Annotated in this window: 9 protein-coding genes; all 9 read right to left on the reverse strand. The window is 76.7% G+C overall.

The window, feature by feature from the left end:
• Positions 1-5 precede the first annotated feature (5 nt).
• Genes OG444_RS32805 through OG444_RS32845 form a run of 9 tightly spaced genes read right to left on the reverse strand, consistent with a single transcriptional unit; the run spans position 6 to position 19,533 of the window.
• Entirely contained in the window at positions 6-1,256 is a 1,251-nt protein-coding gene (locus tag OG444_RS32805) for an MFS transporter (RefSeq protein WP_442810675.1), read from the reverse strand.
• A 20-nt stretch (positions 1,257-1,276) separates the two neighbouring features.
• On the reverse strand, positions 1,277-2,557 hold the full coding sequence (locus OG444_RS32810; protein WP_327265506.1) for an alkaline phosphatase family protein: 1,281 nt from the start codon (positions 2,555-2,557) through the stop codon (positions 1,277-1,279).
• 44 nt (positions 2,558-2,601) lie between these two features.
• Entirely contained in the window at positions 2,602-3,621 is a 1,020-nt protein-coding gene (locus OG444_RS32815) for a galactokinase (RefSeq protein WP_327265507.1), read from the reverse strand.
• Positions 3,618-5,519, reverse strand: a complete 1,902-nt coding sequence (locus tag OG444_RS32820; RefSeq protein WP_327265508.1) for a class I SAM-dependent methyltransferase — start codon at positions 5,517-5,519, stop codon at positions 3,618-3,620. The genes OG444_RS32815 and OG444_RS32820 overlap by 4 nt, the downstream gene beginning before the upstream one ends.
• Entirely contained in the window at positions 5,516-6,688 is a 1,173-nt protein-coding gene (locus tag OG444_RS32825; protein WP_327266996.1) for a glycosyltransferase, read from the reverse strand. Before OG444_RS32825 ends, OG444_RS32820 begins: the two co-directional genes overlap by 4 nt.
• 2 nt (positions 6,689-6,690) lie before the next feature.
• Complete coding sequence (locus OG444_RS32830; protein ID WP_327265509.1) at positions 6,691-7,575, reverse strand: alpha/beta fold hydrolase; 885 nt, start codon at positions 7,573-7,575, stop codon at positions 6,691-6,693.
• A gap of 7 nt (positions 7,576-7,582) precedes the next feature.
• Positions 7,583-7,903: an acyl carrier protein gene (locus OG444_RS32835; protein WP_327265510.1), complete on the reverse strand. Its 321-nt coding sequence runs from the start codon at positions 7,901-7,903 to the stop codon at positions 7,583-7,585.
• Complete coding sequence (locus tag OG444_RS32840) at positions 7,893-12,635, reverse strand: polyketide synthase (RefSeq protein ID WP_327265511.1); 4,743 nt, start codon at positions 12,633-12,635, stop codon at positions 7,893-7,895. Before OG444_RS32840 ends, OG444_RS32835 begins: the two co-directional genes overlap by 11 nt.
• A complete protein-coding gene (locus tag OG444_RS32845; RefSeq protein ID WP_327265512.1) occupies positions 12,628-19,533 on the reverse strand; it encodes an SDR family NAD(P)-dependent oxidoreductase in 6,906 nt (2,301 codons plus the stop codon). The genes OG444_RS32840 and OG444_RS32845 overlap by 8 nt, the downstream gene beginning before the upstream one ends.
• Positions 19,534-19,954: the final 421 nt, after the last annotated feature.

Raw genomic sequence — 19,954 nt, forward strand, 5'->3', positions numbered from 1 at the left:
CGACCCTACGACGACCGCCGTGCCCGGATCCCGCCGAACACGGCGACCGCCGCCAGGGACAGCAGCAGCCCGGCCGCCGCCAGGCCGAGCGCCCGGCCCGGCCCCCACAGCGTCCACGCCGCCCCGAACAGCAGCGAACCCGCGAACCGGGCCAGCGCCTGCGCGGTCTGGAGCACCGCGAGCCCGGTCGTGCGCAGCTCGGCGGGCAGCAACGGCCCGGCCGCGGCCATCAGGACCCCGTCGGTGGCGGCGTAGAACAGGCCGAGCGGCGCGAGCACGCCGACGACCAGCAGCGCCCCGGCCGGGACCGGGGCCAGGAGCAGCAGGCAGGACCCGAGCAGCAGGACGTGCCCGCAGAGGAACACCCGGCGCCGGCCGAGCCGGTCGGCGAGCCGGCCCACGGGCAGCGCGGCCAGCAGGAACACGGCCGCCGTGCCGACGGGCAGCAGCGGGAAGTACGCGGCCGACAGCTCGAGCCGGCGCTGGAGCAGCAGGTAGAGGAAGGCGTCGCCGACGGTGAACAGGCCGAGTGCGGCGGCCGTCAGGCACAGCCGCCGCAGGCCGGGGAGGCGCAGCAGCGTGCGTACGGGCGGCAGTGCGGGCCGGGCCGGGGCCGGGGCGGGCGCCGGGGCCTCCCGGACGAAGAGCGCGAGCAGCAGCACGCCCAGGACGGCGATGCAGCAGCTCACCGTGAAGACGGCCTCGTAGCCGTCCACCGCCACCCACAGGATCCCGAACGCGGCCAGCGGGCCCAGCAGGGCGCCCGCCGTGTCCAGCGCCCGGTGCACCCCGAAGGCGCGGCCCTGCTCGCCGGGCGGAACGGACAGCGAGATCAGCGCGTCGCGCGGGGCGGTGCGCAGCCCCTTGCCGGTCCGGTCGGCGGCGAGCACCGCTGCCACCGACCAGGGGGTGGCGACGAACAGCAGGGCCGCCTTGCAGGCGGCGGACAGCGCGTAGCCGGTGCCCGCGACGAGCTTGCGGCGCCGGGTGCGGTCGGCGATCCGCCCGCCCGCCAGGCGCAGTACGGCGGTGGCGCCCTGGTGCAGACCGTCCAGGGCGCCGAACGCGAGCGGGGACATGCCGAGTCCGGCCATCAGGTACAACGGCAGGACGGCGGTGACCATCTCCGCGGAGACGTCCGTGACCAGGCTGACCAGCCCGAGCGCGAACACCGTGCCGGGGACGGCCCGCAGCGGGCCCTTCGGGGCCGGGGTGTCCCCGGCGATGTCCGAGGCCCGGCTGGTCGAGAGGTACACGGATGCCTCCGGGGCCGGTGCTAGAACCAGTTGACGGTCAGCGGGAACGCGGCGGTGACGGTGGCGCCCGTGGCATCGGTCGCCGTCGCCGTGATCTGGACGGTGCCGCTGCCCCACGGTTTGCCGGTGATCCGGCCGGAGCCGGCGTCGACGGTCAGCCCCCAGGGCAGGCCGGTGGCCGCGTACCGGACCGGAGCGGTGCCGCCGGTGGCACTGAGCCGGATGGTGCACGACTGGTTGAACTTGCAGGTCTGCGGACCGGGGTTGGCCAGTTGGAGACCGCCCGAGGTCGGGGTGGGGGTCGGCGTGGGAGTCGGAGTGGGGGTGGGGGTGGGTGTCGGCGTGGGAGTCGGGGTCGGGGTGGGGTTCGTGGAGGTGTCGAACACCTCGGTGATCGGCTGCACGTTGGCCGCGTTGCCCGCGTGCGTCGCCGTGCCGAAGAGGTCCTCGAAGGTCCGCAGCAGGTGGTGGTGGTTGAAGGCGGTGGCGTACTTGCCCGTCTTGACCTTCGCCCCGTAGAAGACGGTCGCGATCTGGTTCGAGCCCAGGTAGTTGTCCTCGTCCCAGGTCAGGACCAGGAGGCTGTTGTTGGCCTTCGCCCACTGCGCGTAGGCGTCGATGTTGTTCCTCGTCCAGGTGTCGCCCGTACCGACGGAGCACGAGTGCATGTCGTTGCACTGGTTGGGCACCACGAAGGACAGGCTCGGCAGCGCCGCGAAGTTGTTCTGCGGGAACTGCGCCCAGGTCTTGCCGGTGTTCAGCGGCACGTTCCTGAAGGCGAACCACGGGTTGTGCTTCTGCGCGTACTGGCCGTTCGTGCAGGCCGTGGACCCCTCGCTCGGCAGGTCCTCGTTGTACGTCGCGAAGGTCCTGCCGGCCGCGATCAGCTCCTGGCCCAGGTTCGGCGCCGTCATCGACTGCGGGGTGTAGCAGCCGTCCCCGGTGATGCCCTGCGTGGCGCCGGAGAAGAGGTTGAAGTAGTTCGGCTGGCTGGGGTGGGTCAGCGCCTTCATGCCGGTCAGGCTCGCGCCGCCGTTCGCCAGCTGGTTGATGTACGGGGCGTTCGAGCTGCCGATGATCTCCCCGTACTGCTTGTTCTCGTAGACGACGACCACCACGTGGTCGTACGCCGGCAGCGCGGCGGCCGTCGCCGACGCGGCGGCCGAACGGGGCTCCGCCGCCTCGGAGTTGGCCACGGTGAACGCGCCCAGCAGGCCGAGCGCGCCCAGCCCGGCCACGAGCGCGGACCATCGGGACCCGCGTCTCGCGCGCGCCGTCGGTGAGGGTCGAGAGGTGGGCATGGGCGTTCTCCTCGATGTCGCCCGGGGCCGTCCCCGGGACGTGGTCATTCCTCGCGCCGGGCCGCACCGGCCACGGCGATGTTCAGGAACCGCGGTACGGGCCGCCCCCGGTCGCGGAAGTCCTCCGCCACCGCGGCCCGCACCGCCGCCAGACGTGCCTCGGGCAGCAGCACCAGCACGCTCCGCCCCGGCCGCTGCCCGGGCGGCCAGGCGCTCAGGGCCCCGGCCCGGCGGGCGCAGGCCACGGCCCGCGCCAGCTCCCGCGACCGGTCCGCGGCCTCCCCGCGTACGGCGACCAGCACCAGCCGCGCTCCCGAGGCCGCCGGGTCGAAGGCGACGTACCGCTGCCGGCGCCGGGGCTCCGCGCTCAGCAGCAGGGCTCTGCCGGACCGGGCGAAGAGCACCGCCCGGCGCAGTCCGTCGTCCCCGTCCGGCACCGCCCCGGCCAGCAGCCGGGCCAGCTGTTCGCGGTCCGGCGGCTCACCCGCCCCCGTGTGCACGTCGGCCACCGCCAGGGCCACCGCGCAGTCCGCGGGCTCCGCCGTGGCGAGCCCGGCGGCCCCCGTCAGGGAGCCCTGGACGTGCAGGTCGGTGCCGCCGCGGCCGAACCCGGCCCGGGCCAGGGCCCGCAGCACGGCGTACGGGCGGGTGGCCCAGGCCGGGGCGACGGGCGGCGGCCCGGACAGGGTCAGCGGCAGATCGCAGCTGTCGGCGGGATGGCCGAGGGAGCTGAGCCGCACCAGGCCGTCGGTGCGCGGCGCCGCGGCGGCGGCCGTCGGCCAGCCGGCCGCCGCGACCAGCCCGGGGGAGCCCAGGCGGAAGGCGTACGGGGCACTCCACACGGCGGCCGGTGGCCTCCCGTGCGCGGCCTCCAGGGCGTAGGCGACCAGGCGGTACAGCGGGTCGGCCGTCGCCCGCCGGGCCAGGTCGCCTCCGACGCGGTCGGCGGTGACGGGGGCGGGCCCCGGCACGTCCGCGGTGGTGCCGCCGCAGCCCGCGGTACGCGATGCGGTGGCGCCGGCTCCCGGCCTCACGCGGCCGCCGGAGGGGTCCGCGCCCGTCACGGGATGTCCTTGCGGGCCAGCATCCGGTAGGCGTTCCCGCCGTCCGTGCGCCGGGCCGCCGCCGTGCGCAGCGTGTCGAGCACCGCCGCGGCGGCGAAGCACGGCAGCGCGGCCACCCGTACCGCGTGGGCGCGGAGCCGGGCGCCCGGGGTGGCCGGCGGGCCCCACGGCCGCTCCGGGTCCGGAGCCAGCCGCGTCGCGACGAGGGCCACCGCGCCGAAGAAGTCATTGCCCTGGTGCGCCGGTCCGTGCTCCTCGGCGACGACGGTGAACCCCCGGTCGGCCAGCGCCTCGCGCAGATTGGCCGCGGGCACGAGGTGCTGGTGCTGGGGCTGGAACCAGGGCAGCCAGGCCGGTCCGAGGAGCCGCGCCATCCGCGATTCCGGGTCCGGCAGCTCGATGGCCAGGAACCCGCCGGGGGCGAGCACGGTGGCCGCCGCGTCCAGCTCGGTGAGCGGATCCCGGGTGTGCTCCAGATAGTGGTACATGCTGACCACCTCGTACTGGCCCGCCAGCTTCGACGCGAACTCCGGGAACTGGCCGAGGTATCCGGTCTCCACCCAGCCGCGGCGCTCGGCCCCGCGCACCCCGTCGCCCATGTCCAGCCCGTCGAACCGGGTCCGCGGCCAGACGTCCCGCGCCGCGTTGCAGAAGTGGCCGTGCCCGGTGCCGACATCGAGCCAGGACGCCGGGTCCGCGTGCGGGAGGAGCATCTCGGCACGCCCCCGGTAGGCGGCGCCCAGCCTGCCGAAGACGGTGCCCGCGCCCTCGCCGCCGCGCCCGTCGTAGAAGTCGCGGTAATAGAACTCCAGCCCCTCCAGGGTCAGCCGGGGGTTCTGGAACACGTGCCCGCAGTCCCCGCACTGCTCCAGCGTGAAACGGCCGGGCTTGCCCTGGAGCAGGTCGCGCACCCGGACCCGCACGGTGAGCCGGGCGGAGCCGCACCACGGGCAGTCCGTGCGGCGCGGTTCGAGGAAGCGCCCGGGGCCGTCGGCCAGATCGGCCCGGTAGGCGGCGGCCCGCGCGGCGTCGGATGCGGTGCCCGGAGCGGCGTCCGGAGCGGCGTCCGGAGCGGCGTCCGGGGCGGAGCGCCGGCCCGCCGCCGCGGCCGTACGCAGACCGGCGTCCAGGGAGCGCACCGGCCGGGCCGCCGTGGCGCGGCCCAGACCGGCCGCGCGCAGCGGAGCTCCCGGCCCGCCGAGGACCAGGTACGGCTGCAGCCAGTACAGCCCGGCCGCGGCGGCCCCCCACCGGCCCTGGCGTACGGCGACGCCCGCGAGCAGGGCCAGCCCGCCGAGCTGCGCCGCGGCCAGCGCACCCGGCGGCAGCCCCTGGGCCCGCAACTCGGCGGCCCGCGCGGGCCCCCGGCGCTCCTCGGCCCCGCCGCAGCTCAGACTGGGGGCGATGGCCAGGCCCGTGGCGTCGGCGGCGTACTCCTTCAGCCGGCGGGTCAGCGCGAGGAGCCCGGCCGGATCCGGGCGCGGCCCGCCCGGATCCACCCCCGCCCGGGCCAGCACGTCCTCGGTGACGAGCACGGCGAACCCGGCCCCGCGCCCCTCGGCGAGCCGGTCCTGCCGGTAGCGGGCCGGGTCGACCAGGCGCAGCAGCCCCAGCAGCCGCTCGGCCGCCAGGTCCGCGGGGAGCAGGTCCAGCACCCGCAGTCCCTCCGCTTCGGCGTAGGCGCAGGCGGCGAGGAACGTGGCCGCGTCGGGTTCCACGCCGCGGGCGGTGAGCAGCCGCCACCCGGCGGCGCGCGGCACTCCGGCCGCCGCGGGCGGGATCACCGGCAGCACCGGGATCGCCCGCAGCCGGCGCCTGGCGCGCACGGTGCCCGCACCGAGGGCGGCCAGTATCAGGGCGGAGGTCCACGGGACACGGGAGAACGGGGGTGGCGTCATAGCAGCTTCTCCAACCGGTCGGCCGCGGCGGCAGCCCCGCCCGCAGCGGCGAATGAGGCCTGGATCCGCCGGGCGGCCCGGCGGGGGCCGGGGTCGTCCAGCACGGCCGTGAGCGCGTCACGCATTTCCTCGGCCCGGGTCCTGCCGAAGCGCACCCGGACGCCGGCGCCGGCCTCGACCACCTGCCGGGCCACGATCGGCTGGTCGTCCCGGATCGGGGCGACGACCAGCGGCAGCCCGTGCGCGAGGGCCTCGCAGACGGTGTTGTGGCCGGCGTGGCAGACCACCGCGTCCAGGTGCGGCAGCAGCTCCAGCTGCGGCACGCGCTCCTGGAGCAGGACATGGGCCGGCGCGGCCCCGATCAGGGCCGGGGGCGCAGCCAGGACGAACTGCACGTCCTCGGCGAGCCGTTCGGCGGCGCCCAGCACCGCCCCGTAGAACCGTGCCCCGGCGGCCTGGTTGAGGGTCCCCAGGGACACCAGCACCCGCCGCCGCGCCGGGTCCAGCCGTTGCCACGGGAATCCGGGCGTGGCCGGACGGGCGCCGAAGGCCGGGCCCACGAACGCGTGGTGCGGCGGGAAGTCCGCGCCCGCTCCCACCAGTTCCGGGGTGGAGAAGACCAGCACCAGCCGCTTCGAGAACCGCGGGTCCCAGCCCACCCGGCCCCCCGGATCCCCGGCCGCGCCGAACTCCGCGAGCAGGCCCGATATCTGCCCCGACACCCACTCCCCGACCTTGGGGAAGTCCGCGAAGGGCCGGGTCAGCTCGGCCGAGGTGCTGGCGGACGTGACCCACGGGACGCCGAGCCGCCGGGCGACCAGCGGCCCGGCCAGGGCCTGCTGGTCGGCGACCAGCACATCCGGGCCGAAGGCACGGACGGCCCGGGTCACCCCCGGCACCATCGCCCGCGCCAGCGGCACCAGCGCCTCCTCCCACAGGAACCGCAGCGCACCGACCCCGCGCAGATCGCGCCAGCGTTCGTGCAACTCCGCGTACCCGCCGCCCAGGTCCTCCCCGGCGGGCAGGATCCGGGCCTGCGCGGGCAGCAGCCGGGCGAGTGCCGAGGCCGGTCCCGTCCAGGCGATCTCGTGTCCCCGGGCGGCCAGTTCGGCCCCGACGGCGACGGTCGGATTGACGTGCCCCGCCAGCGGCGGCACGGTGAACAGCACCTTCACCGGACCAGCGCTCCCCGCCGCGGCCACGCCGCCGACGGTCCCGCGGCCGCCGCACCGGACACCGCTCTGGACGCCGCACCGGCCGGCGCGTCCGCTGTCGCGTCGAGATGGGCCAGCACGGTCTTCCGCAGGACCCCGCTGCTCTCCTTCAGGACGTCGTGCCCCAGGCCCGGCAGGATCCGCAGCTCACCGTACGGCGCGTACTGCGCCAACTCGCTTCCACCCGGCATGAGTTCGGAGTGCTCGCCGCAGACGATCAGGACCGGGCAGCGCAGCCGGGCGTAGTCGGCCGGGGTGAAGGCGCGGCTCGCGGCAATGTCGTCGATGAGCGTGGTGCGGTTCAGCAGGGCGTCGGCGATGGCCGTCAGATTGGCCGCCTTGCGCAGCCGCAGGGTGAGCAGCTCCGTGGGGACCGTGCTGTCCTCCAGGCTGAGCGCGGCGGCCGACAGGGTGTCCACCATGTTCTCCACCCACGCCCCGCTCAGCGGGGGTTCGAGGAGGGTGAGCCCGGTGACGAGGTCGGGCCGGGCCAGGGCGGCGTGCAGGGCGAGAGTCGCGCCGTAGCTGTTGCCGACCAGATGGACCGGGCGCTGCCCGAGGTCCAGCGCGCCGAGCAGGGCGAAAAGGTCCCGTACGGCGGTGCGGCTGTCGTAGCCGGACCCGGGGCGCTCGGTGCGGCCGTGGCCGCGCAGGTCGTAGAGGACGGCCTCGTGGCCGGCCCGGGCCACCGGCACGGCCAGCGGACAGTAGAAGGAGGAGAGGTTGTCGACGACCAGTCCGTGCAGGAACACCACGACGGGCCGGCCGGGGGCCGCGGCACCGGCGGTGGCCGGGAGCCGCTGGACATGGAAGCGCAGGGAGCCTGCGCGGACGAGGGCCACGGCGGGCTCAGCCGGCCGACGCGGGCGAGGTCCCCGCCGCGGCCCGGGCCAGGGAGGTGTGCGTGATCCGGCCGATGTGGGTGACGAGCTCGCCGACGGACATGGCCAGGATGGCGTCCATGTCCTTCTCGGCGAGGAAGCCCATCAGGTCCACCTCGGCGCCGTAGCGGTGGTGGAGGAGCTCGGCGAGGGCGACGAACTCGATGCTCTCCAGGGCGAGATCCTCGTTGAACGTCGTCTTCATCGTGACCTCCTCCGCGAGCAGGTACTCGTCGCCGACGATCTCCACGAGCATTCCGGTGATCTCGGCGAGGATGTCAGTTGGCATGACGGGCCTCCGTGAGGGGGAAGGGGACGGGGGAGGGGCCGGGGGTGGGCGCCGCGGGGTGAGCGGTCCAGGCGACGACGTGGTCGGGTGCGGCGTCCGAGGGCGCGGTGTCGGTGTCGGTGCCGGCGAGAGCGGATCCGGGGAGGAGGCCGCCGCCGGTGAGGGCCGTGGTGCGGACCGGGTACGGGTCCCCTTCCGGGGAGGTCACCAGCAGCCCGCCGGAATTCGGGTCCGCGGCCACCCGCCAGTCCCGCGGTCTGCCGCCGAGCCCGCTCCCGGCCGCCTTGGCCGCGGCCTCCTTGGCACACCACAGGGCGGTGAGCGCGGCGGGCAGCCCGGTGCCCCCCTGGGCGGCCAGCCGTTCGGCGAGGCGGACCTCGGCCGACCCGAGGGCGATCCGGATCAGCGCGTCCGGGTCGGCGGTCACCTGCTCCACATCGATCCCGACGGGCCGGTCCCGGTGGGCGAGGGCGACCGCGATCCGGTCCTTGTGGGCGATCGACAGCCGAAAGCCGCGGGTCAGCGGGGACCGGGCCACCGGGCGCCCGGCCGGGTCGTTGCCGACGGCCACCTCCACGGGGAACACCGGCCCGGCCCCGCCGTCCCAGAGCAGCTGCCGCAGCGCGTCCTTGGCCGCGATCCGGCCCAGCAGCCAGGGCGCCCGGGCGCGCGGCGACAGCCGCTCGTAGACCGCGCGTTCGGCGGCGCCGAGGTAGCGCCGCATCACCAGTTCCTGTGAGGCGGGATCGCTCCAGCGGCGCCGGGCCAGGCACCAGCCCTCGGGCCGGGGTTCGCCGATGCCGCACACCTCCGGGGTGAACTTCATCGGCCACACCCGCTCGTCGGCCCCGAACCGGCGGTACGTCCACCCCTCGATCCGGGCCCATACGGCGCCGCCCGCCCCGCGCAGCTCGATGTCGCCGCGCACGGTGACGTCCTGCACCGCGCGGATCCGGGCCGTGGCGGTGACCAGGTCCCGCGCGGCGGGCGGGGGCCCGTAGAACCGGATGCGGTCCACGGTGGCCGGGAAGACCAGCCGGTCCACCGGCAGGCGCAGTTGCATCCAGTGCCCGAACAGCTGCCCGGCGGCGTCGAGCAGGGCGCCCGGGTCGGGCAGGGCCCGCAGGACCCCGCGGATGCCGTCCGAGCCGACGGACCGCACCTCGTGGACCCCGGCGAAGCGCGGGCCGTGGAACATCCACCGGTCCCGGTACAGGGCGGCCGCGCCGACCGGGGCGGGGCCCGGGTCGCGCAGGGGCGAGTCGTCGGGGACGGGCGGCTCCCCGTACCGCTCACCGAGCAGCACGACCACGGAGGCGTACGCACCGAGATCCACCCGCAGCCGGCCGGGCCCGTCACCGCGGACGGTGACCTTGACCTCGACGGCCGGCTCCACCGCGAGCCACCGCAGGGCCCGCACGTCCTCGTAGCCGGTGACGGCGAGGCCGGGCGGGGCGTGCCGCCGGGCGGCCTCGGCTGCCAGCTCCAGCATGGTGGTCATGGGCACGACGGGGAACCGGTCGGAGTCCTCGGGCCAGCCGTCGGGCTGGAGGTACACGCAGTGGTCCCGTACGTAGGGGAGCGAGGCGAGGGACAGCCGCAGGTCATGGCTCCCGGAGACCGGTTCCGGTGCCGGTGCCGGTGCCGGCGTCGGCGCCGCCGCTCCACGCGCTCCACGTGCTTCGTCTGCCCCCCTCGACCAGGCCTCGGTGACGGCCCGGGCGGCCGAGCCGGTGTCGGCCAGCACCGCGTCCAGGGCGGACAGCAGAACCGGCCGGGGACCGGCGGGCCGCGCGGGCCCCGGGCCCGGCGCCGGTGCCAGGAGCCCGGCCAGCGCGGCCCGGGCCGGCTCGCCGAGCCGCACCAGCGGGGACCCGAGGTCCAGCGGTGCACCGCGCCCGGCGGAGCGCACCGGGGCCGGCGCGGCCCGCACTCCGGCCGCGGCGTCGGGTTCGGCCACGGCGTCGGGTTCGGCTTCGGGTTCGGCCTCGGCCCGTACCCCGGCCAGCCGGTCCCACCGGGGTGCGTACCCCTCGGCCCACAGCGCCGCGCAGGTGCGACCCAGCGCCGCAAGGCCCGACAGGCGCGGGGAGGACGCGGACACCGAGAGGTGGGGTCGCTCGCGCAGGGTGTCCTCGACGAAGCCCGGCAGACCGCCCGGGCCCAGCGTGACGAAGCTGCGCACGCCCTCGTCCTCGTACAGCCGCAGCGTCAGCTCGCGGAAGCGGACCGGCTCCAGCAGGTGCCGTACGACCAGGTCCCGGACGTCCTGCGACGCCGCCGGGAACGGCGCGCACGTGGTGGCCGACCACACGGGGAGCCCGCCGGGCCGCAGCGGCAGCCGGTCGAAGGCGGCGCGGACCTGGCCGAGGTACGGCTCCCACATCGGAGTGTGGAAACCCGAACGGAACGGCAGCTCCTGACCGAGCACCCCCTCGCCGCGCAACCGCGCCACGATCGCGGCGACCTGCTCGGGATCCCCGCAGATCACCGACTGGTGCGGGCAGTTGTCGTGGCTGACCACCACCCGGTCCAGGCTGTGGAGGGCGGCCTCCGCCCGCGCCGCACCGCAGCCCAGCGCTGCGTACACGAGATCCGGGACCCGCAGGTCCTTGGGACGCAGCGAATCGAGGAAGGTGTCGGCCGCCTCCCGCGGGTACATGCCGGCGGCCACCATCGCCGCCCACTCGCCCAGACTGTGGCCCGCCAGTACATCGGCCTCGATGCCCAGTTCGGGCAGGGCACGGGCGAAGAAGCGGCCCGTCGCGATCGCGTCGAGGGCCCGCTCCATGAGCGACGCGCCACGGGTGAGCCGGGGCGCCTCCAGCGCGAGCCGGTCCGCCACGTCGTCCGCAACGGGTGCGAACTCCGGCTCCAGGCCCGGGAAAAGAAACGCCACCCGGCCGCCCAGCGGCTCCGGCGTGAACCACACGTCCCCGCGCCCCCGCCACGGCCGGCCGCGCGCCACCGCCTTCGCGGCGAGCGCGAGCCGCTGGGGCGTGGGCCCGACCACCGCGAGCCGGCAGGGCCCGTCGCCGCCGGACACCGGGGTGGCGCACGCCAGCCGGGCCGAGATCTGCGCCGGAGTGTCCGCACCGATCAGGAGTACGTCGCCCCCCGCGGCCGGCCCCACCGGCGCGGCAGGGCCCCCCAGCGGCAGGAACCGACGCACCGGAGCCACCCGGCCCGCGACGGAGACCGGAGCGGGGGCCGACGCGGAGCTCCCGGTGCGGGCCCGCACCGGGAGCGGGGCCCGAGCGGGGGCCGCAGTGACCGCCGGACGCGCGGCCCCCGGGGCCTCCTCCAGCACCACATGCGCGTTGATCCCGCCGAAGCCGAACGCGTTGACCCCGGCCCGGCGCGGCTGCGGGCCCCGCTCCCACGGCTCCGCCGCGCTCACCGGCCGCATCCTGGTCCGGGCCAGGTCCGGGTGCGGCTCCTCCAGGTGCAGCGTCGGCGGCAGCACCCCCTCGTACACGGCGAGCGCGGCCTTGATCAGCCCGGCCATGCCCGAGGCCTGCATGGTGTGCCCGAGCATCGACTTCACCGAGCCGAAGCCGATCCCGGGCATCCCGCGCCCCGCCGCCGGGCCGCCGAACACCTGGGCCAGGGTGTCCAGTTCGGCCGCGTCCCCCACCGGGGTGCCCGTGCCGTGCGCCTCCAGCAGGCCCAGTGCCCCCGGTGCCCGCGGGTCGAGTCCGGCCTCCCGCCAGGCCCGTTCCAGGGCCTGGACCTGGCCCGCGACCAGGGGGCTCATCAGGCTCGCCGCGCGGCCGTCCCCGGCCACTCCCGTGCCGCGGATCACCGCGTACACGCGGTCGCCGTCGCGCTCCGCGTCCGCCAGCCGCTTCAGCAGCACCACCCCGGTGCCCTCGGACAGCAGGGTCCCGTCGGCCCTGCGGTCGAAGGGGCGGATCCGCTCGCTCGGGCTGAGTGCCCGCAGCTGCGTGAACACGCTCCACAACGTCGCGATGTGGCAGTGGTGGACCGCCCCCGCGACGACCGCGTCGCAGCGCCCGGCGGCCAGCAGCCCCACCGCCTGGTCCACCGCCAGCAGGGATGAGGCGCAGGCCGCGTCCAGGGTGTAGGCGGGACCGCGGAAGTCCAGCCGGTTCGCGGTCCGGGCGGCGGTGAAGCTCGGCACCAGCCCGATCGAGGCGTCCGGCCGCTCGGGACCGAGCGCGTCCTGGAACGCGGTGCGCACCGCCGTGATCCTGTCCTCGCCCAGCTCCGGCGCCAGCTCCCGCAAGGTCTGCGCCAACTGATGTGCCGTGCGCACCCGTTGGTCGAGCCGGGCGGTGGCCACCCCCATGAAGCCGCCCCGGCCCAGGACCACCCCGATCCTCGACCGGTCGGCGGGCAGCCGGGCCTCGCCGCCCGCGTCGGCGATCGCCTCGGCCGTCGCGTGCAGGGCCAGCATCTGGTCCGGCTCGGCCCCCTCCGCGGCGGCCGGCATGATCCCGAACCGGGTCGGGTCGAAGGTGGCGAGACCGTCGACGAACCCGCCGCGCCGGCAGTAGAACCGGTCGCCCGCCACCGGTCCGGTGGCGCCCTGCGGGTCGTAGTACACCTCGGGATCCCAACGCCCCGGCGGGACCTCGCCGATGGAGTCCGTACCGGCGAGCAGGTTGCGCCGGTAGGCGGCCAGATCGGCGGCCCCCGGGAACACCGCGCCCATCCCGACGATCGCGGCGTCGGCCGGGCGGGGCCCGCTCCGCTGTCCGTCACGCATCGCCCCGGCCCTCCTCCGCCATCAGGACCACCTGCACGTCGCTCCCGTGCGCCAGCTCGTCGAGGAACGCGGCCGTACCCGCGTCCGGCGCGATGAGCGGGATCCCGCGCCGGGCGTAGGCGCGCTCCAGCTCGGGGGTGACCATCCCGCCGGCCTCCGCCGCCCAGGGGCCCCAGTCGACGGACAGCACCCGGCCGGGGAAGGACTCCGCCCAGGCGTGCGCGAGGCCGTCGAGGGCGTCGTTGGCCGCGGCGTAGTCGCACTGGCCCCGGTTTCCGTACACCCCGGCGACGCTGCCGAACAGTGCCAGGAAGCGGGGCGCGGGCCAGGTCCCGTGCTCGGCGGCCGCGGCGGCCAGGTGGCGGGCCCCGGCCACCTTGGCGGTGAACACCGCGGCGAAGTCCGCCGGTTGCTTGTCGCGCAGGAGCCCGTCCCGCAGCACCCCGGCGCCGTGCACGATGCCGTCGAGGCGGCCGTGGCGCTCCCGTACGTCGGCCACGACGGCCCGCACGGCCCGCTCGTCGGTGACGTCCGCGCGGTGGTACCGGACGGAGGCCGCTGTCGTCCTGAGCGCGGCGAGGGTGCCCCGTACCTCGCGCTCCGCGAGGATCCGCGAGGCCGCCGCCTCGATCTCCACGGGCGTACGGAGCCCTGCGGCGATCAGGGCGGCACGCAGCGCGACCCGGTCCTGGGCCTGCCCGAACTCGTCCGCCGCGGCATCCGGCTCGGGGGTGCGGCCGACGAGTTCCACGTGGCATCCGGTGGCGCGGGCCAGTGCGAGCGCGGTGCGGGCGGTGATGCCGCGGGCCCCGCCGGTGAGGAGGACCACCGAGTTCCGGTCCAGCGGCGGCCCTTCGGGCGCGAGGGGGGCCGGCAGGGGTGCCGGTACCGGGCGGCGGGTGACGCGGGCGCCCTCGACGGTGTATCCGACGGAGGCGGGGGCGTCGCTGCCACCGCTGTCGTCGCTGCCGCTGTTCAGTTCCGCCAGGAGCTGCGCGGCGATGCGTTCCGGGTCCTCCTTGGGCTGGATGTCCACGGCCCGGACCAGCGTGCCGGGGAATTCGAGGGCGGCGCTGCGGGCGAAGCCGTGCAGGCCGGCGCCGGGGGCGCCGGGCCCGGTGACGAGCAGCAGCCGCGGGGTTCCGGTCGTCAGGGCCTCCCGCAGCCCCGGGAAGGCGTCGGGCAGCACGGGCTCGGAGGTGGTCCGCAGCGCGGAGAGGTCGACGAGGCCGTCGAAGCCCGCCGCGGCGGTGGGGAGGACGGTCGGCTCGGCACCGAGGGCCTCCAGAGCGGTCCCGAGGGCGAGGGCGATGCCCTGGCCGTCCTCGACGAGGCCGATGCGCCGGCCGCGCAGGGCTTCGGGGGAGCCGCCGGGGGCGGGGAGGGGGAGGAGGTCCACCCGGAGCCGGCTCAAGGGGGGTGGCGCGGGCTGCGGATCGGGTGCGGATGCGGATGCGGATGCGGATGCGGGGGTGGGGGCGGGCGCGGGGGCGTCGGGAGTGCGGGAGGTGACCCAGTCGACGATTCCGCGCAGGGTCTTGATCCGGGACAGCTCCTCGACCGCGGACTCGGCGGTGCCGCCCGGGTCCTGGGGCAGTCCGATGCGGTCGGCGAGCGCTCCGATGATCTCCACCCGCTTGATGGAGTCGATGGAGAGGTCCGCCTCCAGGTCCAGCCCGGGGTCGAGCATGTCCCGGGGATATCCGGTGCGGGTGTGGACGATCTCCAGGACGACCTCCATGACCTCCTCGGCGGTGCGGGGGCCCTGCGGTGCGGTGCCGGGATCGGCTTGATCGGCGGCTGCGGCCGCGGCCGCGGGTGGGGTCGTGCCGGGGCCGGGCGCGCGCCGGTGGGACTCCCAGGGCGCCGCATGCGACGGGGTGTCCGAGGCTGCGGCGGGGGTGTGTCCGGTGCCCTGCGGGGATCGCCCCGGCACGCTCCCGGCCCGGTCGAGACCGTGGCCGGCCCCGGCCCCTGCCCCGGCGCCCAGGTAGCCGAGGAGGACGTCCCGTTGGGCCTCGATCAGGGCGCGGGTTCCGCGGAGGTACTCCAGTACGGCTTCCTCGCGCCGGTCGGAGCCGGGCGCCACTGCTCCCGCGTCCTGCCGCCCGTTGCCGCCGGGAGCCGGAGCCGGGGCCGGGTCCGCGGCCGGGACCCGGCGGGCCGGGCGGAGGCCGCCCGGGACCGGGGAGCCGTCCGCGGTGCGCACCAGGTGGCCGTCCACCAGCCAGCCGGGCCGTCGCGGGGCGCGGTCCGGGAGGCGCGAGGCCCGGCCGCGGAAGAGGGATTCCGGCTCCACCGATACGCCCGCCGCCATCAGTTCCGCCAGCGCGGTGACCAGCCGGACCAGGCCGTGCTCGCCCGGCACGTCCAGCGGGACCACCGTGTGCGGCCGGCCGTGCAGGATCCGGCCGACCAGACCCGAGAGGACCCGGCCGGGGCCCGTCTCCACGAAGGTCCGGACACCGGCCGTGTACATGGCCTCCACCTGCTCGACGAACCGGACCGGCTCCGCGACCTGGCGCGCGGCAAGGCTTCGTACCCCTTCGGCCGTCGGCGGGTACCGGTCCGCCGTGGTGTTGGACCAGACCGGGGTGTGGGGCGTCGACATCGGCGTCGTCGCCAGTTCTGCCGCGAGGGTGTGCGACGCCCCCGCGACCACCTCGCTGTGGAAGGCGCAGGCCACGGGGAGGGGGTCGGCCGCCAGGCCCGCCCCGCGCAGGGCCGCCACCGCCGTCTCGACGGCCGCCGTCGGGCCCGAGATCACGCACTGCCGGGGGGCGTTGTGGTTCGCCACCACGCATCCGGCGCGGTCCGCGATCTCCCGTACCTGCTCCGGTGCGGCCGACACCGCCGCCATCGCCCCGGGATCCGCGCCGGCGGCCGCCACGATCGCCTCGGCCCGGCGCGCGCTCAGCCGCAGCAGGCTCTGCGTGTCGTAGGACCCGGCCGCCCACAGCGCGGTGAGCTCTCCGTACGAGTGCCCGGCCACGCAGTCCGGCCGTACGCCGAGTTCGCCGAGCAGCAGGTGCGCCGCCGCCCCGGCCAGACCCAGGGCCGGCTGTGCCACCAGGGTGTCGGTGACCGCCGCCCGTTGCGCCGCCCGGCCCCCGGCAGTGAAGGCCGCCGGCGGGAACATCGCCGAGACCACCCGGGGCGGGGCCTCGTCCAGGAGCCGGCGCAGGGCGGGGAACGCCGTGAACAGCTCACCGAGCATGCCGGGGCGTTGGCTGCCCTGGCCGGGGAAGAGGAACGCGACCCGGCCCGGCTCCGCCGCCTCCTCGCGTACGTGGACCCCCGCGCCCGGGGTGAAGGCGCGGGCCCGCTCCAGCCGGGCCGCCAGCTCGTCCGCGTCGGCGGCCACGACCGCCACCTGGACCGGGCCGGAACCCGCGGCCGTCTCCGCCGCGAGGTCCCGCAGGGGCCAGGGGCGCCCGGCCGCGTCGTTCTCCTCCAGGCGCGCCGCGAGCCGGGCCATCGCCCGGCCCGCCGCCCGCCGGTCCTCGCCGCGGAAGCAGAACAGCTCCGCCGGCCACTCCTCCACGCCGTGCCGGGGTTCCGCCGAGCCCCCGTAACCGGCCAGCACCGCGTGGTAGTTGGTGCCGCCGAAGCCGAAGGCGCTCACCCCGGCGATCCGCCGCTGCGCGGGCACCGCCCAGGGCCGGGCCTCGTCGTCGAAGGAAAAGGGGCTGGTCTCCGCCCGCCAGGCCGGATTGGGCGTGTCGATGTGCAGGGTCGGTGGCCGCACGCCCGTGTGGACCGCACGGGCCGCCTTGATCAGCCCGGCCAGCCCGGCCGCGCACTTGGTGTGCCCGAGCTGCGATTTCACGGAGCCCAGCGCGCAGGCCCCCGGCTCGGCCCCGGACGCGGTGAACAGCTCGCTCAGCACGGCCAGTTCGGTGCTGTCCCCGACCACCGTGCCGGTACCGTGCGCCTCGATCAGGCCCACCTCGTCCGGCCCGATGCCGGCCCGGGCGTAGGCGCGCTCCAGCGCCCGGCGCTGCCCTTCCGGCCGCGGCGCGGTCAGGCCGAGGGACCGGCCGTCGCTGGCGGCGCCCACCGCCTTGATCACGGCGTACACCCGGTCGCCGTCGCGTTCCGCGTCCGCGAGCCGCTTCAGGACGAGCGCGCCCACGCCCTCGCCGAGCGCGATCCCGTCGGCGGCCGCGTCGAAGGGCCGGCAGCGGCCGCCCGGCGACAGGGCGCGGACCGAGGCGAACATCAGGTAGTCGTTGATGCCGTTGTGCACATCCGCGCCCCCGCACAGCACCATGTCGCTGTCGTGGTCGCGCAGCTGGCGGCAGGCGAGGTCCAGTGCGGCGAGCGAGGAGGCGCAGGCGGCGTCGACCGTGCAGTTCGCGCCGCCCAGGTCGAGGCGGTTGGCGACCCGACCGGCGATGACGTTGGCGAGGATCCCGGGGAAGGAGTCCTCGGTGAGGCGCGGCAACTGCTCGTCCAGCCCGGCCGGGAGCTCGCCCAGGTAGGCGGGGTGCAGGGCGCGCAGCCCGTAGGCGCCCGCCAGTTCCGTACCGGCCTCCGCGCCGAAGACCACCGAGGTCCGCGAGCGGTCGAAGGCGCGGTCCTGGCCGTAGCCGGCGTCCCCGAGGGCCCGCGCCGAGATCTCCAGGGCCAGCAGCTGCACGGGCTCGATCCCGGCGAGGGAGGCGGGCGGGATGCCGTGCGCGAGGGCGTCGAAGGGCACCGGCCCGAGGAAGCCGCCCCACCGGGAGGGGGTGCGCTCACCGGCCCTGGCCGGGTCGGCGTCGTAGTAGAGTGCCGGGTCCCAGCGTTCGGCCGGCACCTCGGTGACGGCGTCCGTCCCGGCGAGAACCATGGCCCAGTAGGCGGCGAGGTCCGGGGCGCCCGGGTAGGCGCAGGCCATTCCGACGATCGCGATGTCGAGCGGGTCGGCCGACTGCGGGGCCCCGGCGTGCTCCGTCGACGGCCCGGCTCCGGCGAGTTCGCGGGCCCGACGCTCCAGCAGCGCGGTGGCCCCCTCGGTGACCTGGGCGTGCAGCGCGGCGATCGTGGTGGTCCGCGTGCGCAGGGTGGCGGCCTGCCCGAGCATGAACAGCCCTTCGGTCTGCTGCTGTTGCTCCGGTACCGGCTCCAGCGCGCTCCCGTCGGCGCTTCTGCGCAGCCCCTTGCTGGCGATCCGCAGCCGCCCCAGATTCAGCCGCTCCAGCTCCTCCCACGCCGTGCGCGGCTCGATGCCGCTCTCGGCGAGCCGCCGCCGGGTCGCCTCGAACGTCTCGGCGTACGGGGTGGCCGCGCACCGGGTGGCGTGCCCGGGCGCGGTGTGCAGCAGGACGGTGTCCGTGCATTCGACCGCCGCCCGCTGGAAGCCCGGCAGGACCGCGCCCGCCGCCACCGCCTCCTCGGTGAACAGGTACGCGGTGCCCATCAGTACGCCGACCCGCGCTCCCCGGGCGGCCAGCGGGGCCGCGGCCGCCATCGCCATCGCGGCGGACCGTTCGTCGTGGATCCCGCCCGCGAACAGCAGGTCCAGGGACTCCGGTTCGGGGCAGGCGAGCAGCCGCTCGATCTGCTCCTCCCAGAGCGGGAAGGAGGCGCGCGGGCCGACGTGCCCGCCGCACTCCAACCCCTCGAAGACGAACCGCCGTGCCCCCTCTGCGAGGTAGCGCTCCAGCAGGCCGGGCGAGGGCACGTGCAGATGGGTCCGGATCCCGGCCGCCTCCAGCGGGGCCGCCTGCGCCGGGGTGCCGCCGGCGATGATCGCGTACGGCGGACGGGCCGCGGTCACGGCCGCCAGTTGCTCCTGCCGCAGCTCGGGAGGGGCGAAGCCGAGCAGCCCGACGCCCCACGGGAGGTCGCCCAGCCGCTCGGCTGTCTCCGCCAGCAGCCGTCGTACGTCCGGGCCCTCCATCACCGCGAGCGCCAGGTACGGGACCCCGCCCGCGGCGGCCACCGCCGCGGCGAAGGCCGCCTGGTCGCTCACCCGGGTCATCGGGCCCTGCGCGACGGGCAGCGGCCGGGCGAGCGGCCGGGCGCGTACCGCAGCCTCCAGGTGCCCGGCGACGGCCGCGCGTACGGCCTGCAGAACGCCGCCGGTGGTCCGGTACCGCGCGGCCAGCCGGGCCGTGGCCGCCCCGTCCTGGCCTACGGGCAGCAGCTGTGCCCGTAGGCCTCGGGCGCCGAGCAGGGTGTGCGCGGGCCCCTCGGGCGGTGTCAGGTCGGGGCGTGCGAAGACCCGGTGCCCGTCGGCGATCCGGGTCTCGGAGCCGTCCATCGCCCGCAGTGCGGCTGCGACTTCCGTCGGCAGTCCGGCCTCGCCCTCGGTGGTCAGGGCCAGTTGCGCGTCGAGCAGCACCCCGGCCGCTCCGCCCGCGACGGCCGCGGCCGCCGTGTGCGGCCCGATCCCGCCGCAGGCCCGTACGGGTACGCGGATCGCCGGGTCGGCGAGGAGCTGCTGGAGCAGGACGAAGGTGGTGGCCGAGCCCACCCGGCCGCCGCCCTCGTGGCCCTTGGCGACGAGCGCGCCCGCCCCGGCGGTCACGGCGGTGCGGGCCTCGGCCGCGCAGGTGACCTCGGCCCACACCCGGGGCCGTCCGGCCGCCCCGGCCCATGCGGCCACACGCTCGGGGGTATGGGCGGCGGGGTCGGCGAGCAGTACGGTGTCCACCGCGGCGGGCAGCCCGCCGGGCCCGAGCGGGCAGTCGGCGGGCACCCGCACCCCGTACCGGGCGCCGTCCGCGAGCCGGCGGCCCAGCTCCGCGAAACCGCGCCGTGCGGCGTCGGCGTCCCGGCCGAGGTCGAGCAGCCCGAGGGACCCGGCGCGCTCGGCGGCGGTGACGACGGCCGGGTGGGGCTCCTCGAACGGACTGACCGCGACGACCAGATCACGGATGGCGGCGGGCTGCGGGTGCGTGGGGGTCACGGGCGCTCCTCTTCCAATGCTGTGTGACATGGCGCGGTCCAGGACGGAAGAACGGACGAGCAGGCGAACGGCCGGGCCGAAATCCGACGGCCCGAAAACCGACGGGCCGAGGAACCGACGAGCCGAGGAACCGACGAGCCGACGAGCCGTGCAACGGCAGTGCGGGGCAGGGCGGAGGACGGGGGAGTGTGGCGGTCACGCGCACCGGCCGGGGCACCCGCCGCGGGTACGGCGGGCTCGAACCGTGGTCGAACACCCGCATGCCGCGATGAATCGTGCGGTGGCCACCCTGCACTGTCAACAGCCATGCGGAATACGGCGCTTCGCACCGGCCACGTCCGCAGAGGACGCGGAATCCGGCCCGGGCGGAGCCACGACACACCCCGGCCGAGCCCGTGGCCTGCGGTGTTCCCCGCCCGGC

The sequence above is a fragment of the Streptomyces sp. NBC_01232 genome (assembly GCF_035989885.1).
In the GTDB taxonomy this organism is placed as follows: domain Bacteria; phylum Actinomycetota; class Actinomycetes; order Streptomycetales; family Streptomycetaceae; genus Streptomyces.